At 43.5% G+C, this 17,162-nt stretch carries 16 protein-coding genes; 10 read left to right on the top strand and 6 right to left on the bottom strand.

Features of this window, described 5'->3' with window-relative positions; genetic code table 11:
* The first annotated feature begins 49 nt into the window (after positions 1–49).
* The 8 genes from ACHZBG_RS16800 (at position 50) to ACHZBG_RS16765 (ending at position 9,945) form a co-directional block, all read left to right on the top strand.
* A complete protein-coding gene (locus tag ACHZBG_RS16800; protein ID WP_320130619.1) occupies positions 50–1,264 on the top strand; it encodes a YgeY family selenium metabolism-linked hydrolase in 1,215 nt (404 codons plus the stop codon).
* A 468-nt stretch (positions 1,265–1,732) separates the two neighbouring features.
* Complete coding sequence (locus tag ACHZBG_RS16795) at positions 1,733–2,845, top strand: amidohydrolase family protein (protein ID WP_320130618.1); 1,113 nt, start codon at positions 1,733–1,735, stop codon at positions 2,843–2,845.
* Positions 2,839–3,120 carry a hypothetical protein gene (locus ACHZBG_RS16790; RefSeq protein WP_320130617.1) on the top strand — a complete coding sequence of 94 codons (282 nt, stop codon included), beginning with the start codon at positions 2,839–2,841 and terminating at the stop codon, positions 3,118–3,120. Before ACHZBG_RS16795 ends, ACHZBG_RS16790 begins: the two co-directional genes overlap by 7 nt.
* On the top strand, positions 3,117–3,950 hold the full coding sequence (locus ACHZBG_RS16785) for an FAD binding domain-containing protein (RefSeq protein WP_320130616.1): 834 nt from the start codon (positions 3,117–3,119) through the stop codon (positions 3,948–3,950). Before ACHZBG_RS16790 ends, ACHZBG_RS16785 begins: the two co-directional genes overlap by 4 nt.
* Positions 3,947–6,826 carry a molybdopterin-dependent oxidoreductase Mo/Fe-S-binding subunit gene (locus ACHZBG_RS16780; protein WP_320130615.1) on the top strand — a complete coding sequence of 960 codons (2,880 nt, stop codon included), beginning with the start codon at positions 3,947–3,949 and terminating at the stop codon, positions 6,824–6,826. The genes ACHZBG_RS16785 and ACHZBG_RS16780 overlap by 4 nt, the downstream gene beginning before the upstream one ends.
* 104 nt (positions 6,827–6,930) lie before the next feature.
* A complete protein-coding gene (ygeW, locus tag ACHZBG_RS16775) occupies positions 6,931–8,130 on the top strand; it encodes a knotted carbamoyltransferase YgeW (protein ID WP_320130614.1) in 1,200 nt (399 codons plus the stop codon).
* Between the two features lie 187 nt (positions 8,131–8,317).
* A complete protein-coding gene (locus ACHZBG_RS16770) occupies positions 8,318–9,175 on the top strand; it encodes an aldo/keto reductase (protein WP_320130613.1) in 858 nt (285 codons plus the stop codon).
* Between the two features lie 17 nt (positions 9,176–9,192).
* The gene (locus tag ACHZBG_RS16765; RefSeq protein ID WP_320130612.1) at positions 9,193–9,945 is read left to right on the top strand and encodes a VOC family protein; all 753 of its coding nucleotides are present in this window, start codon (positions 9,193–9,195) and stop codon (positions 9,943–9,945) included.
* Positions 9,946–9,988: 43 nt separating this feature from the next.
* Here the strand turns inward: ACHZBG_RS16765 and ACHZBG_RS16760 are convergent, their stop codons facing one another.
* From ACHZBG_RS16760 to ACHZBG_RS16735, 6 genes are all read right to left on the bottom strand, one after another.
* Positions 9,989–11,332 carry an MATE family efflux transporter gene (locus ACHZBG_RS16760; protein WP_320130611.1) on the bottom strand — a complete coding sequence of 448 codons (1,344 nt, stop codon included), beginning with the start codon at positions 11,330–11,332 and terminating at the stop codon, positions 9,989–9,991.
* A 2-nt stretch (positions 11,333–11,334) separates the two neighbouring features.
* Positions 11,335–11,760 carry a winged helix DNA-binding protein gene (locus tag ACHZBG_RS16755; RefSeq protein ID WP_320130610.1) on the bottom strand — a complete coding sequence of 142 codons (426 nt, stop codon included), beginning with the start codon at positions 11,758–11,760 and terminating at the stop codon, positions 11,335–11,337.
* Between the two features lie 279 nt (positions 11,761–12,039).
* Positions 12,040–12,429 carry a VOC family protein gene (locus ACHZBG_RS16750; RefSeq protein ID WP_320130609.1) on the bottom strand — a complete coding sequence of 130 codons (390 nt, stop codon included), beginning with the start codon at positions 12,427–12,429 and terminating at the stop codon, positions 12,040–12,042.
* A 116-nt stretch (positions 12,430–12,545) separates the two neighbouring features.
* On the bottom strand, positions 12,546–13,145 hold the full coding sequence (locus ACHZBG_RS16745) for a 4Fe-4S binding protein (protein WP_394699422.1): 600 nt from the start codon (positions 13,143–13,145) through the stop codon (positions 12,546–12,548).
* Between the two features lie 242 nt (positions 13,146–13,387).
* Entirely contained in the window at positions 13,388–14,641 is a 1,254-nt protein-coding gene (locus ACHZBG_RS16740; RefSeq protein WP_320130607.1) for an NAD(P)/FAD-dependent oxidoreductase, read from the bottom strand.
* A 607-nt stretch (positions 14,642–15,248) separates the two neighbouring features.
* The gene (locus ACHZBG_RS16735) at positions 15,249–15,671 is read right to left on the bottom strand and encodes a helix-turn-helix transcriptional regulator (protein WP_320130606.1); all 423 of its coding nucleotides are present in this window, start codon (positions 15,669–15,671) and stop codon (positions 15,249–15,251) included.
* A gap of 107 nt (positions 15,672–15,778) precedes the next feature.
* Between ACHZBG_RS16735 and ACHZBG_RS16730 the strand changes: the two genes are divergently transcribed.
* Both ACHZBG_RS16730 and ACHZBG_RS16725 read left to right on the top strand, forming a co-directional pair.
* On the top strand, positions 15,779–16,408 hold the full coding sequence (locus tag ACHZBG_RS16730) for a hypothetical protein (RefSeq protein WP_320130605.1): 630 nt from the start codon (positions 15,779–15,781) through the stop codon (positions 16,406–16,408).
* A 62-nt stretch (positions 16,409–16,470) separates the two neighbouring features.
* The gene (locus ACHZBG_RS16725; protein WP_320130604.1) at positions 16,471–17,070 is read left to right on the top strand and encodes a hypothetical protein; all 600 of its coding nucleotides are present in this window, start codon (positions 16,471–16,473) and stop codon (positions 17,068–17,070) included.
* Positions 17,071–17,162 lie beyond the last annotated feature (92 nt).

Here is a 17,162-nt window from a genome sequence, read left to right as displayed (position 1 = left end):
TTGGACGATTGAAAAATAAGACTGACAGAAAATCAAAGGGGTTTTTATTATGAGTATTCAGGAACAGATTAGGGCCAAGGCCAGTGAATATCGTGACTATACGGCGCTGAATCTCTCAAAACTGGTGCAGACAAAAAGTTATAGCGCCCAGGAAGAGGATGTTTGCCGTCTCATCGTTACGCTTTGTCAGGAAGCTGGATTCGATGAAGTGTATATTGACGGACTTGGTTCTGTGATAGGTCGTGTAGGAAATGGGCCAAAGAAGCTTGCTTTTGATGCACATATCGATACCGTGGAAGTAGGGAACCTGAAAAACTGGGCTTTTGATCCGTTTTCAGGGGAGATAAAGGATGGAAAGGTCTGGGGCCGTGGCTCTTCCGATCAGAAGGGTGGTGCAGCCTCAATGATAACGGCCGGTCGTATCCTTAAGGAACTCGGTTATGGTGGCGAATATACTTGTTATTTTACCTTTACCGTAATGGAAGAGGATTGTGACGGTATGTGTTGGAAGTATCTTATCGAAGAGGAAAATTTCCGCCCTGACTTGATTGTTTCTACTGAACCTACTTCTTGCCGACTGTATCGTGGCCACCGTGGTCGTATGGAAATTCGTATCATCCTCAAGGGTATTTCCTGTCACGGAAGCGCTCCTGAACGAGGTGTCAGTGCTGCTTATAAAGCTGCCAAGGCAGCTTTGGCCATTGAACAACTCAATAAGGACCTCCAACCTGATGAAGAAAAATTCCTTGGCAAAGGTACCATCACTGTCAGCCAGATGGACGTAAAAGGCCCCAGTCAATGCGCCGTGGCAGACTATGCCATGCTCTATTGTGACCGAAGGCTTACCTGGGGTGAAGATGCAGATCTGGCCATCAGTCAGGTCCGTGAATATGTCTCCAAGGCAACTGGTGATGATCCGCAATCAATTATCGTTGAAATGCCCAACTACGAAAAAATCGGTTGGACAAAGAAACCCTATTCACAGGAACTCTACTTCCCGACTTGGAAAATCGATGCAACTCATCCTTTGGTGAAAGCCGGGGTAGCAGGCCATGAGGCACTGTTTGGAAAGTCTCCTGTCGTAGACAAGTGGACTTTTTCCACCAACCTTGTTGCCACCACCGGACGTCATAAGATTCCGGCTATCGGCTTTGGACCTGGCGATGAGTCCCAAGCTCATGCGCCAAACGAAATCAACAGAATAGATGACCTTGAGATTTGCAGTGCTTTCTATGCAATGCTTCCCTATTCTCTGGAGAAATAAGGCGTTGACTTTCTTGAGAGACTAACTATTGTAGATATACAGCCACGAAGCCGTTCAGGTTTGTGGCTGTATGACTCTCCAAGAGATCATTATGCAAGAAAAAAACTAATGGATGATGATATAATGGCAATAGATATGAACAATTTGGATGTGATCGAAACCAAGTACGGATTCCATCAAAAGAAAGATATGCCAGTTGGGAAAACCCGCTCTGGATATTGTTCTGCAAGAAGGGTGCTGTGAGTTTTGGATTGTTTGAAACAAAGAACTGAAAGCTACATTGATCGGGAAAAACCACAAGGATACTTCCATTATGGTTCCCGCCTTCCTTTTAGGGTATGACAAGAATATACTATGTTATGCCAGAATTGAATCAGAAGGGAGTCGAAAATGAGAATGCTCACATATTTTGGGTAAAAGGTCATCCAAGAAACCTTTTTCAAGATATTTGGATAGGAGTGTCTAGCAATGAACTCTTCGATTTTATTGAAAAACATTTTCTGCTTGCAACCAAGTTTTGATGGTCCTCAGTATCATGGGGCCGATTTGCTCATCATTGGAAACAAGGTGGCAAGAGTTCAGGTTGAAGGTGGTCTGAAAGCTCCCGATGGAGCCCGTGTCATAGATTGTTCGAAGCATGTGGTAATTCCTGGTCTGGTAAATACCCATCACCATTTTTATCAAACATTGACTCGCAATCATCCTGCCGTCCAGGATGCCAAGCTCTTTGATTGGTTGAAATATCTATATGATGTCTGGAAATATATTGATGAAGAGGCTGTTTATTTTTCCTCGATGCTGGCCATGGCCGAATTGATGAAAACAGGATGCACCTGTACCACCGATCATCATTATCTCTATCCTCGAAATTTTACAGGGGATTTGATGGGGTTGCAATTTGAAGCCGCTGATAAACTTGGAATGCGATTCAGCCCTACCCGAGGTTCCATGAGCCTAAGCAAGAAAGATGGGGGACTTCCTCCTGATAGCGTGGTCCAAACCACGGACGAAATCCTTGCAGACAGTCAAAGGTGCATCCTTCAATACCATGACGGGGCTCCTGATGCCATGCATAAGATTGCCCTTGCTCCTTGCAGCCCCTTCAGTGTTACCAAGGACCTGATGATCGAGACTGCGAAGCTTGCACGAGAATATGGGGTCCGGTTGCATACCCATCTCTGTGAGACAGCTGATGAAGCAGATTTTTGCCAATCCATGTACGGCATGCGTCCAGTTAAACTGATGCAAGAATGTGGTCTCATAGGCAATGATGTCTTCTATGCCCATGGAGTACATTTCAACGATGAGGAACTCAAGATATTGCAAGAGACAGGAACTCACATTGCCCATTGTCCCTCTTCCAATATGCGATTGGGAAGTGGTATCTGCAGGGTTGCCGAGATGCTTCCTATGGGAATCAATGTAGGCATAGCAGTAGATGGCAGTGCAAGCAATGACAGTTCCGATATGCTAGCAGAAGTTCGAATGGCTTTGTTGCTCCAACGGGTGAAGTATGGTTCTGGAGCCTTGACAGCATCGCAAGCCTTGACCATGGGAACCCTCAATGGGCAAAGATGTTGAATTTCACGAATGTTGGCTGCCTCCTTGAAGGATGGGCCGCCGATATGGCTATATTCGATGTTTCTACCATACCTTATGCCGGCAGCCAGAGCGATCCTGTGGCGAGCTTGGTGTTTTGCGGTACTGATCATAATACTGATTACACGATTATCAACGGGAAGGTTGTCGTCGACCATAGGCAGTTGGTTGGCTTCGACGAACAGGCATTGGCTGACAAGGCAAATGCCATTAGCAGGAAACTGATGGAAAAGGCTGCCAACAAGGAGATGGTATGATACAGGAATTTCTTATTGCAGATGATATCAAGAATGCCTTGGCTCTGAAACGGAATAATCCCAGGAGTATCTTCTATGCAGGCGGTACTGAAATTAACAGATTGGATTCCACCATTGAGGCCAAGACAGCAATCAGTTTGGTGAAACTCAAGCTCAACACAATCACTGAGGATGGTTCGACCATCCATATTGGGAGTATGGTTACCTTTCAGCAGTTACTTGATTCTCCCTTGGTTCCCCAGTGGCTCAAGGATGCGGCAATATTCTGTGGGTCTTTTCCTAAACGCAATATGGCTACCATAGGCGGTAATCTGGCACTCGGACGCGATGATTCGTATCTGGCCCCTGTCCTGTTGGCCTCTCGATGCCGTCTTTGCACGGCAAGCCTTACCGAGAATGGTAACTATTGTGAAGATAATGTTCCTATTCGGGAATACCATGCCTATCATAACCAGTTCAAGGGAACTTTGTTGATTGCCTTCATCATTTCCAAGGCACCCCGGTTTATCGGGACCTTGAGATTTTCCAATACGGTGGAAAGCCATGCAGCTGTTACCGTTGGTTTTGGGGCCTCTGTCGATGGGGAAGGGGTAATCGACCATGTTCGAATGTATGCCGCAGTGAAGGGCAGTGGAATCCAGCGTCTTTCCTCCATAGAGAATGCGATTGAAAACGGTGAGCTGACTACCGAAACCGATGTACAGCTTGCTATTGTGGGAGTTGTAGAGGCAAAGGATGATTTTTTCGGTAGTTCTGCCTATAAACGGTATATTGCAAGTGAATCCCTTGCCAAATTGTATGCCAAGTTCCTGGAAGGAGGCACAAAATGAGTATTGTTTCTTGTACGATAAATAATAGAAAGGTGAGTATTGATTGCAAGGATTGTGAATCCTTGCGTGAAATGCTCGTACGTTCCGGCCACTTTTCGGTACGTGACAGTGATGACTGTGAAGGCTTTGCCGGAAGCGATACCATTCTGTTCAATGATACGCCGGTCTATGCCAATTTGATGTTGGCCCTTCAGGCAGAAGGGGCTGTCATCCGTACCCCCGATGGCCTGGGTGATAGCCGACATCTGACAGTGATTCAGCAGGCAATGATCGATGCAGGTATCGTCCAGAGTGCCTACAATATTCCAGCGGCAGCCCTGTTGTTGACTTGGTTGCTGGAACACGAAAAAAATCCTTCAAAAGAGGCAATTGACAAAGTCCTTTCCGGCATTTTTATCCGTGATACCGGATATGAACATTTCTACCTTGCCGTAAAACTTGCTACGGAAAAACTTGCATTCGGTTCCTATAAGACACCTGTTTCGCCCTCTTTTCGGGAGAACCTTACCTATATCGGAAAACCGAAATCAAAGGTGGATGGTCCCCAGCTGGTGGCAGGGGAATCCAGTTTCGTTGAGGACAGGGTCTTGCCTGGTTACGCCAGCATGGTTGTTCTTCGCAGTCCCTATGCTCATGCCTATATCAAGAAAATTGATACAAAGAAAGCAGAGGCAATGGAAGGTGTTATTGCAATCATTACCGCAGAAAACTGCCCTGATGTCTTTTACATGCAGGCCGGGCAGGGAAATCCTGAACCCAGTCCACATGACAGACGTTTGTTGAACTGGAAGGTCAGGCATGTCGGTGATCGTGTGGCGGCAATTGTGGCCGAAACCGAGGAACAGGCAATTGCTGCAAAAGCTGCAATTTCGGTGGAATATGAAGTACTCAAGCCAGTTTTTTCTGTAGAAGAGGCCATGGCAGAGGATGCACCCCTTGTCCACAATGGCATTGTTGAGTATCGTGTCGGCGCTCCAGCTGATTTGGACGAATATAACAAGAGTGCTGATAAACGTGATGGAAAAGTTATTTATCAGTTCCCCTTGCATGGCGATATTCATCACAATGTTGCATCGGCTGCCCATGGGCATATCGGTGATATCGAGAAAGGTTTTACCCAAGCCGAGGCTGTGGTGGAACGTACCTATCAGACTTCTCAGATACAATGCACACCGCTTGAACCCCATGTTTGTTATGCTAAAATTGACAACGGAAGATTGGTACTCCATGTCTCGACCCAAGTTCCCTGGCATGTTCGACGTATTGTTGCCTGGGTATGCCAGATTCCCGAGAACAAGATTCATGTGATCAAGGAAAAGGTTGGTGGTGGCTATGGTTCCAAACAGGATATCCTGGTTGAGGATTTGGTAGGATATGCTACATGGCTTACCGGAAAACCGATATATTACCGAAACACACGGGAAGAGGAATTCATTGCCAATTCAACTCGCCATCCCATGAGGGTCACAGTAAAGATGGGTGCGACCAAGGAAGGGTATCTTACTGCAGTCTATATGGACGTAAGGGCCAATACCGGTCCTTATGGAAATCATTGCCTTACTGTTCCCATGAATGCTTGTTCCAAGACACTTCCCTTGTTGAAGTGCGATAACATGCAGTTCGATGTCATTACGTATTATACCAATATTCCCCCGACCGGTGCCTATCAAGGGTATGGAGCCCCCAAGGGCACCTATGGCCTTATGGTATGCATGGCTGAGCTTGCTGATAAGCTTGGTATCGACTACTACGATATGGCGATGAAGAACAAGGTCGAACCTGGCTATATGCTTGAGATTCTCAAGGGCCTCGGAGAGGGACGGGAAGGCAATGTCGTTCCTGTGGGTTCCTGCGGTTTGGATCAGGCTCTCAAGCAAGGAGCAAAGATGATTGCTTGGGGCAAGAAAGAAGTTTCCGAAGATCCTGATTGGAAAATTGGCAAGGGATTTGCCATGATCCAGCAAGGGTCTGGGCTTCCTGGTCTCGATCATGCAAATGCCTGGGCTAAGTTGCTTACCGACGGTACTTTCCAGATTTTCAGTGGTGGTGCTGATTTGGGAACTGGGCTCGATACGATAAGCGTAAAAATGATCAGTGAAGCGTTTTGTGTTGACATGGATAGCGTTACCGTGGTCAGTGGAGATACCGATAGCTGTACTTTTGACACGGGTGCCTATGCCTCCAGCGGAACTTTCTTCAGTGGAAATGCTTCGTATCTGGCTTCGGAGGACTTGAAGAAAAATCTGCTTACAGAGGCTGCCTTGCAAATGGGAGAGTCTTTTGACGACTTGATCTGCAGGGCTCCCGGTGAAGTTTACAGTACCAAGACAGGTAAAACCCTGGGATATGGAAAACTCTCTCACGATGCCCTTACCGGTACAGGCCGTGGGCAGGTCATGGGACGGGCTTCGTTTACGACGAATGCCAGTTCCATCCCGTATGGGGCTCATTTTGCGCAGGTTGCAGTGAATGTAAAGACTGGACAAGTCAAAGTACAGAAATTCTATGCCCTTCAGGATGCAGGAACTCCCATTAACCCGGAGCTAGCCCTTTGTCAGATGTATGGGGCTGCCCTGAAGTCAATAGGACATACCTTGTCAGAACAGATGGTCCTGGATTCCAACGGGCGATGCGTCTCAGCTAATTTCACCGATTATGGAGTTCCCATGATTTGGGAAAAGCCTGATGATTTCAAGGCAGTGCTTATCGACATCAATGATGATGCAGGGCCTTATGGAGCAAAGTCCATCAGTGAGATTGCGACCAATGGGGCCGCTCCGGCAATTGCGACGGCTATTCATGATGCTTGTGGCATATGGATGCGTTCGTGGCCATTCTCGGCAGAAAAAATACTGAAGGAACTTGGAAAGATCTAATAAAGTTGCAACAAACCGCAACATATTCTCTGGACAGCGGGCTTTAGGAATGGTATAGTTCCGCTGTCAAGGCTATTTATGAATATCATGAGGGAGGTTCTTACATGAAGGACAAAGCCACTATCAAAAAGATGATCGAAGAGTTGAAAACGCTCAAGACAGAAGACATGTACCTGAATGACTTTTTCCATACTTGGAAGGAGTCTGATGACGAAATCGAGGCAGTATTCGAAGTTGCGGAAATACTTCGCGCCATGCGTGAGAATAATATTTCTACCAAGGTTTTTGACAGTGGGCTTGGAATCTCGGTATTCCGTGACAATTCAACACGCACGCGGTTCAGTTTTACCAGTGCTTGTAATTTGCTTGGCCTGGCTGTGCAAGATCTTGACGAAAACAAGAGTCAGATTGCCCATGGTGAAACTGTCAGGGAAACTGCCAATATGATCAGTTTCATGGCCGATGTCATTGGCATTCGAGACGATATGTATATAGGAAAGGGTCACGTTTATCAAAAGACCGTTGCCCAAGCAGTTCAGGAAGGATATGACGATGGAATCCTCGAACAGAGGCCTACTATCGTGAATCTCCAGTGCGATATCGATCATCCTACCCAATGTATGGCTGACATGATGCATATCATCAACTATTTTGGTGGTGTCGAGAACCTCAAGGGCAAAAAAGTTGCCATGACTTGGGCTTACAGTCCTTCTTATGGAAAGCCACTTTCAGTTCCCCAGGGAGTAATCGGACTGTTTACCCGTTTTGGAATGGATGTTGTGCTTGCTCATCCCCAAGGCTACAATGTAATGCCTGAGATTGAGGAAATTGCCAAAGCCAATGCAGCAAAATGTGGTGGTTCCTATCAGAGGGTGGAAAGCATGGAAGAAGCTTTCAAAGATGCCGATATCGTCTATCCGAAGAGCTGGGCCCCGTTTGCCGTAATGGAAGAACGAACCAAGATTGTCGAGAATGGCGACCAGATAGCTCTCAAGGAGCTTGAGAAAAAATGTCTTGCAACCAATGCAGAGTTCAAGAACTGGACTTGCACCGAGGACTTGATGAAAACCACCAAGGAGGGAAAGGCTTTGTACTTGCATTGCTTGCCCGCCGATATTACTGGGGTTTCCTGCAAGGAAGGGGAAGTAGAGGCTTCTGTGTTTGACAGGTATTTGGTTCCTTTGTATAAACAGGCCAGTTATAAGCCTTATGTTATTGCTGCCATGATTTTCCTTGCAAAATTCCAGAATCCTTCAGTAAAACTTGATGAGTTGCTCGAGCAGGCAACCAAGCGAATCCTGTAGACTTCTCCATATATAGTTTTGCAATTTCTGCGAAGGCCAAGATTATTCTTGGCCTTCGTTTTGCATGGTAAGGGGAAGTGTAACTATCATCTGTGTATCTTGTTGAAGCTATATACTGGTATATTTTATTGATGCAAGACTAAAATTGTCAGAGAATCTGCTATATACTGGAAACAAGAGGTGAGACATGATACCACGCATGGAATTTGGGCGGACCGGACATCTAAGTACCCGGATTATTTTTGGGGCTGCTTCCTTGGGCGAGGTAACATCGGAAGAAACCGAAAATACTTTTGAATTGCTTGCCAAATATGGAATAAATCATATCGATACGGCACAAAGTTATGGAAAATCAGAAAGAAGGATCGGTCCTTGGATGAAACATCATCGAAAGGATTACTTTCTGGCTACCAAGACTGATCAACGGACCAAGGACAAGGCGCTTGTGGATCTGTATGAATCTCTTGATAAATTGCAAACTGACCATATTGATCTGTGGCAGTTTCATTGTCTGGTCGATCAGAAAGAATGGGATACAGCAATGGGCGAGGGCGGGGTGCTTGAAGCTGCCCTTGAGGCCAAAAAGCAAGGTTTGGTCAAGTATATCGGGGTTACTGGTCATGGAATGAACGCCCCTTTGATGCATTTGAAAAGTCTTGAGCAATTTCCTTTTGATTCTGTCTTGTTTCCCTATAATTATACAATGATGCAGCAACCTGCCTATAAGGAGCAAGCGACAAAGTTGCTAGCTCTCTGTGAGGAAAGAGGGGTCGCTGTGCAGACAATCAAGTCCGTGGCAAAACGAAATGTTGAGGATAGGGATAATTCTTACGCTACTTGGTATGAACCTCTCGATGAAGAGAGGGCAATAGAACAATCGGTTCAATGGGTATTGGGAAACCGACAGGTATTTCTCAATAGTGTCGGTGATATCCATTTGCTTCCCCATGTCCTGGAGGCGGCTTCGGCCCAGATCAATCCTGTTTCGGATGCCACCATGGATGCGATGATAGAAACCTATGGTATGAAACCTTTGTTTACCTGATTTTTGGGAGCGAAAGTATGAAAATTGATCATCTGGTGCTAGCCGTGGATACTCAATACCAAAAAGATGGCAAGATTTTCAAGGCAATACGCAATGCAGGCTTTCCCTGTAGGCAAGAATCAGGAAAAAGAACAAAAGGATACAGAACTTCTTCTCTCTATATTGGGGATGAATATATTCAATTGGTTCGTCTTTTGATGCCTTCAGGGAGCTCCTGGAAGAAGGATTGGGTCGAGGCCTATAATAAAGGGCATCGGGGTCTGTTTTGTCTGCTCTTTGAAACCTCCGATATAGAAAGTGAGTACGCCCGGCTTTCCACCCTGAATGTTCCTGTTACACGACCGGAACCAATGAAAATCAAGAAATTTCTGGGTATGTTTTCCAGAACTCTCCCTTGGAGAAATTCTTTTGTTTTTCGATTCTCGGGAGTCCCCCTGCAAATTGGTTTTATAGAATACAAAAATGCAAAAGCTCATAATATCTTGAGAAAGCGGAGGATGCCCAATAGTCGCATACATTCTGTTGAAGGAATCGAGGATATTTCCATCAAAGGATCCTTCAGCGATGGTGATTTGTGGATTCTCACTCAAGTATTTCCCGATGCCAGGGATACTTCTGAAGGACTGGTGGTGACACTGGAAGGAAACCAGCATCTTGTATGCGAAAAAGGTCCTGATTATCTTGTTTCCGTACGAACCGATTGTACTGAAGGCCAATGGAGAGGCAAGGAAGTTGTCATCGAGAATGTAACAGTGAAAAATGGAAAGTGATCGCTTCATCCAGCCCAGGAGCACTGGACTGGATGGAGTGTCATCAATGATTGATTTCTTCCTTCTTTAGTATTCTTTGGAGGATGGAAAAGGAAAGGATCAGCATTATGGCATCAGTGATGGGCTGTGCATAGATGAAGCCATTGAACCCGAATAACAAGTTCAGCAACAAGAGCAGAGGGATGAAGAGCAATCCCTGACGGGAAATGGAAAGAAACAAGGAAGGAAGTACTTTTCCCATTGCCTGTACCGAGATGGTGCAGAGCATCTGGCCTCCCATGATTGGCAAGGAGAGCACCAAAGCTCTCAATACCGTAATCCCATAGGAAATTACTTTGTCGACACTGGTAAAGGTACTGATGAACGGATAAGCAAAAATCCACATCAAAATTCCCAGCACCAGACCGATGGCAGTCGTAAGTCCAATGCCATTGAGTATGATGCTTTTCACCCTGCTAAAATTTCTTGCCCCATAGTTGTAGCCAACCAACGGTTGGCTGCCTGCGCCTATGCCCATAAATATAAAGGTTCCTATGGTAATTATACGGGAGGCTACACCAAGACCTGCAACAACCGAATCCCCGTAGCTTGCAGCTATGTTGTTCATTACTATCAAGGCAACGCTCATCAGGCCTTGTCCCAAGGATGCCGGGATGCCTATGGTAAAGATTTCCTTGGATATCTTTTTGTCAAAGGAAAATTCTTTCAACGAGAAATGCAGTAAGGTTTTTCCCCTGCGGTAGCGGAGAATATAAAAAAGGAGCGAGGCTATATTGGCCAGCACCGTGGCAAGGGCAGCTCCTCCTACTCCCAGTGAAAAGATAAATATAAATAGAGGATCGAGCAGGATGTTTGTCACTGTCCCGATGAGCATTCCAAACATCGATCCCATTGCATCCCCTTCGGCCCTGAGTAATTGCCCTAAGGCAAAGTTACTCATTATAGGGAGAATGCCCCACACCAATACCAACACATAGGCATGGGCAAAGGGAAAGGTTTCTTTGCTTGCTCCTAGTATCGAAACCAGTTTATCAAGAAAGAGCAGCGTAAAGGCAGTAGCTACTATACTTATTATGATCAGGTAAATCATGCCTATGGTCAGAGTCTTGTCTGCCTCTTTATTATTCTTTTCACCCAAGGCACGAGATATATACGAGGCTGCCCCTGTCCCGATTATTCCTGCCATTGCCATGGAGAAAATGAAAACTGGAAGGGAGATGTTTGCGGCAGCAAGTTGGTTGGTATCTCCAAGCCTTCCAATAAAGAACGTATCTGCAAGGTTGTAAAACACTTGTACCATCATGCCCATGACCACAGGCAGGGACATGACGAGGATTGCTTTTCGTACAGGAGTCTCTGCCAATATTTTTATTCTATCTTGATTCATATTTAATTTCCTTTTTCCTGATCGGCGAGTATTTTTGCACGGTCAGTTATTTTTGCAAGCACCGCCAAGAATACTGACTGCTCCTCAACAGAAATTCCTTTCCAGATTGAGGTATCCCATTGCTTGGCAATGTCGTACACCTTCTGGACCTCGGATTTTCCTTTTTCAGTAAGTGAGACAATCTTTTCCCGCTTGTTTTTGTTATTCACTATTCTGTTGACCAATTCTTTTTCTTCAAGTTTTGCCAGAGTTTTTGCAATTGTCCCTTTATCGAGAACAAGATGGCTGGATATGGCATCCTGGGTTACGTAATCATCAAGGGAAAGGGACATGAGTACTGCATGTTCCGAACCAACGAGATCTGCTTCCAGAAATTTTTTATGGGTATAGCTGCACCAGTATTTTGAGATAGCTGACAAATCTTTCATGAACATAGGCAATTCCTTTTGTTGCAAACGCAACAGTTGCGATAACAACTAATAGGAATGTATAACTATGCCCATCAGTGGTCAAGAGTCTTGAGTACTTTTTTTTATTCGTTGCCTAGGGAAGGGAAGATTGTCATCTGTTGGATTGTTGAAGAATAAGCGATACAAGAATTACGATAGCTCGAGACCATAGGGCCTTGCAATCCAGTCTAAAAGTTACTGTGATAGTACGAAAATCAGGGAAAGAACAATCTTTCCCTGTTTCCTTGCAATTATGTTTTAAAGAATTTCCTGGAATTCCAGTCTTTCTTGTTCCGGTCCCCTGAACATGAAATAACGGCATCCATTGGTTCCTGAATCGGGAAGAGTCACGATACCTGGTTGTTCAATCTCGATTTTATTTTCCAAGAGATAGGAATGGACAGCTTCAATATTCTTGCAGGCAAGGGCAATATGTCGTTTTTCATTGTGATTTTCAGGTTTATGATCAACACCATCACAAATCAGTTCCAATACAAGATTGCCGTTTCTTACAAATATAATATTGTTTTTGTAGGAAGATTCCTTATTAAAACCAAGGATGCCACAATAAAAATCCTCGGATCGTTTCATATCCTGTACAAAAATGCCAATATGGGCAAGATTGCCCATGATCAATTCTTTTTTCATATTGATTTTTCTTTCCTTTTTTGTAGCATACTATCTAGGAAATTGAGGAACAAGAGATAATTTGTAAATCTATTGGACTTTTTTTGATTCAGAAGCTGATTCAAGAATTTTTCTGGTTATTGTGGCCTTGCGATCTTGAGTTGCAAAACGTCCTTGGGACAAGCTTGTACACATTCCCCGCATAGAATGCATTCACTATGATACATTCCTTTTTCTTGTCGTACTAAGTCCATTACTTCAATGCTCATGGGACAGACGGAAGAACATTTTTTACAGGAAATGCAAGCTTCCTTGTTTGCTACAAGTCGATAGGAAGCAAATTTTGTTTGTTCTTTGAGCTTGCATCCCAGGACCATCCAAGGAGAAATCCAGCAAAGAGAATGGCAAAAGGCATGTTTTCCTACAAAAAGGGAAGGAATCAGTATTAAGGTGACTACCGGCAAGTAGATGAGATAATTATAAATCGAGGAAACAGAAATGCCGTAATCGGTCATAAAAATGGGATTTATCTCATGGATCCCTCCTGCTGTAATGAACCCGATTATAATGGTGAGTACCCAAGGAATCCAGATTATGTATTTGATTTTATTCATGCGTGGCTTTGTCTTTTTATCCTGAATGGTTCTGGCGACACTCTGTATTCCCCCGGCAGGACAGAACCAACTGCAAAAGGCTCTTCCAAAAATGAGCGAGGTTATGAATAAGCTCACGAACACCAAGAAACTTCCCGAGACAATGCCAAAGAAGCTGCCTTGTATAATAAGATATGGCGATAAGTAATTAATAGTTATGGGAAACAGGAGCATCGAAATAAGAGAACAAGTTTTTCTGATTTTATTTTTTTGCATTGATTTCATGCATATAAAAATATCGTAGGCACAGTGAAGAATCAATATTCTTAAAAAAGAAAAATATTAGTTTTCCATGAATAACACATGATGATATATTGGGTAAGAACTTATTCTGTTGTTTTTTTGCAGGATATTTTCAAGGCTTTTGCAATGAGCATGGCTGTAGAGAACGCCGTTTGCAAGTTGTATCCTCCCGTATCACCATCGAGATCCAGAACTTCCCCAGCAGCATAAAAACCAGGTACCAGGCGAGACTCCAGAGTCCTTCGATCGAATTGATCCAAACAGAGCCCACCCACCGTTACCATGGCAGAAGAAAATGAGTTCTTAGCCGAAACTTCAAAGGAAAAATCCACTAGGTCAGTTATAAGATTTAGCCTTTTTTCTTTGCTGAGGTTTGCACACGTATCTGTTTTTCCAATTCCTTGACTATCGAGCAATTTCAATGCAAGACTGGAAAATAAGCCGAGGCCTTTGATAAGTGTATAGACCTGTTTCTTGGGGTTATCTTGAATGAAGGTCCGTAATTCTTGTTTTGCTATTTCCTTGTTTTCTGTGGGTATCAAGGATACTGCAAGAATATCTCCTTTTTGAATATATCGGGCATTGTTCAATATCACGGGGCCTGAGAGTCCATTATGGGTAAAAAGCAAGTCTCCTTGAGCCCTGAGGTACCGTTTGGGTTCCCCCTTATGGGTAAAATCGATAAGGGTTTTACGAATAGAGTTTCCTGCAAGTTCAACAAACGGATAGTTTTGTATAGTTACTCCGACAAGGCCCGGGGTGGGTGGAACTATGGTATGTCCGAGCTCTTTTGCCAGGACATAGCCATCTCCCGTTGAGCCTGTAGTGGAATAACTCATTCCTCCTGTTGCAAGTACGACTGCCCTGGCTACATAGGTTTCTTTGCCAGTCGATACAGAGAATCCAGAATCTGTTTGTTTGATGGTTGAAACCCTTTCATTGAATTTATATTGCGCTCCATTTCTTTGGGAAGCTGAAAAAAGTAAATCTACTACTGATTGGGCACGCAAGGACTGGGGAAATACTTTTCCATCCTCCCGTACAACCAAGGCCAGTCCATGTTCTTCAAACCAGTTTTGTGTTTGGCTTGTAGAAAAGGCTGATAGTGCAGGTTTTAGAAAATTGCTTTGCTTTTTATTCGTGAAATGGGTCAGGAAGGTTTCGTTGTCGTCGCAATTTGTCAGATTGCACATTCCTCCACCTGTAATAAGGATTTTCTTGCCTGGCCTGTCATTCTTTTCCAGTACCAATACCTTCAAACCTGACAGATTGGCCGCCAAGAAAAGTCCACTTGCACCACTTCCGATGATTATTACGTCGTACATGAAATAAATCATACAATACAACTGAAAGAATGTCTGCTATGTATAAAATACGGTTTAGAACAGAATATTCCTGGACCAATTTTCTGGTGAACCAAGAGTTCTGAAGATTCCTGATGATGATTCTGGTACAGTACATTTTGATAAAATCACAAAAAGTATATATTTTGTTCTTGATCAAATATTTTATGCAAAATGAACCGGCTGAAGCAAAATTGTTTATTTAAAAAAGCCATTTATATATAAAATATATCTACATCATTCCACTTGGATTGGAAAATATGTTGATATTAAGATGTTCAATAGTATTTTTATTAAAGTTATTGGCAAATAATTGTTCTTTTTTTTAACGAAAACTTTGCAATCTACAGATTTCTAAAATGCCTATTTGAATTATCATACATTTAGATTATCATTCTGATAAATAACGCTTTGGGGAGGGTTTTGTTATGTATTGTATTTGTATAAAGTTGGCATGAGAGGCTAGCCGGCTTAAAATCCATGAAATATTAAATAATTTATATCTCAGTAATTCTTCATTAATCATGAGAGGTCGTTTTTTTGCCTTTCTTTCGCCAGCCTTCTTGTGTGTTTGGAAAGTCTGGATTCAGTATTACCCGAGCTAAACCAGCTTTTGTTTGCTTTTATCAGTACTGTTGTCTATGGCCTCTACTCCCCAAGAGTTCAGTATTTCCATAAGAATCTTATACTGTTCAAGTTTTATGAACGGTATGTATTTAGTAAACAGGCTTGCAGGATGGCTTGTCCGAATATAGGCAAAAGCTTCTTCAAGGTCTTCATCAACATCTTTCTGTTGGCAGTCTGAAGTTGATCCGAAAACAAGATATTCGACTTTTACATCAAGAGCTCTTGCAATTTTTATTGCATTGTCCGCCACAGGCATATTGCCAACTTTACTTCCCCCTGAAATTGTGGAGGTAGATATGCCTGTCTTTAGAGACAACTCCGTTTGCCTCATCCCTTTCGCTTTCAATAGGTTTTCTACGCGTTGCCAAAAAGCAAACCCAAGAGTATTATCTCGCATATCTAATTATAATTTGTTAAGCAAATTTCTTCATGAAAAAATACGAAGTTTCAAAAAATATGCAGAAATATATTGACATAATGTTCTAAGTATCGAAAAATAGACACATGAAATTCGAAGTACCGAATAAAATTAGCTTTAATTTTCTATCTCCATTCGAACAAGTATATATACAAAAGCTGTCATTTGTAAATAGTGTCATATGTACACAACTGTTGCCAATGAGGATGTTTCTGCTTGTTTCGCTTTTTACTCTCCTTTCAATAGGTAATCTATACGCCTCTGATGTGATTAGCGTCAATGTCTTGGATGCTATTTCTCTTTTATCAGTTGTATCTTCCTCTGCTTCAGTAAGTACCCTTGATACTGTGGAGCCTGGCATAGAGCCGGGAAGTAAACCGAACCATTCAATTGCGGAGGTCACGCAAGAGGGTGGAAGACTTCACTATAGTGTTTTTGCCCAGAATGGACCAATGGATATTACAGTAATGACTGAAACAGGACTTTCCTCAGGTAGCCTTTATGTTGAAGTCGTTCCCAATAGTGTTGCAGAAGGTGTTTCGAGTGGCTTGGTGGAAATAACCGCTTCTCCTCAAGTTATTCTAGAAAATATAGGAAATTATTACACGGGAACAGGGACCTCTGATGGTCCGTTGATTCGCTATACGCTCAAAGGTGATCCCGGATTTTCCAACGGTGATGTCGATGTAGTATTTTCCTTGGTTTTGGCGGGATGAATTTGGTGAATAACGACCGTTGGTCGTTTTAATGGATAGAATTGTTTTTTAAGGAGTATGGAATGAAAACAAGAAGACTTGTTGTATTGCTGATTACATTTGCAATGCTTTTCTCTTCAGTGGGAATGGCTTTTGCCGATGATCTGTCTTTGGATGCAACAGCAACTGATGCTGTTGGTGTAGCTTATTCGATTGATGGTACCTGCATGGTCCTGGGCATTGTTGATAATGACGCAGTAAGCTTGACCTTGAGTGGTGGAGCCTATGGCGTTACCGTACCTGGTGAACAAGCTACGCTTAGTGGTGCTGTTTCATCAACAACTGCTACTGGTGGTTATTTGCATTACACTCTCTATGGTATGGGAACCTCCAAGATAACTGTCGAAGCTACGGAAGCTGCTAATACGGGCTATGCTGCAGATACTCTGAGTGTCAAGATCAATAACATCGTTGACGCTGGTTCAGGTTCAGCAACGTTAGGAACCGGATCTTCAACCTATGTTGGTATCAATACTACAGCAGCGGATCTGGTAACAGCTATTACTGGTACCGATACCTATACAGGAACAACTACCGCTCAAGGTGCTCAAGTAGAATATGAGCTTAGCGGTAATCCTGGAGTTTCCACAGTGAATGTTTTGTACACCATTGTTGAAGCCTAAGAGGCTATTGTAGTTTGAAAGGTGTTCTGGTTTATGGGGGGGAGTTTTATGCTCTCCCCATTCAATAGCTGGAAACAAGGATATATATCATG

Source organism: uncultured Sphaerochaeta sp. (genome assembly GCF_963676625.2).
Lineage (GTDB): Bacteria > Spirochaetota > Spirochaetia > Sphaerochaetales > Sphaerochaetaceae > Sphaerochaeta.
Note: the sequence above shows the minus strand (reverse complement) of the source record. Positions and strands in the feature narration are given on the sequence as shown.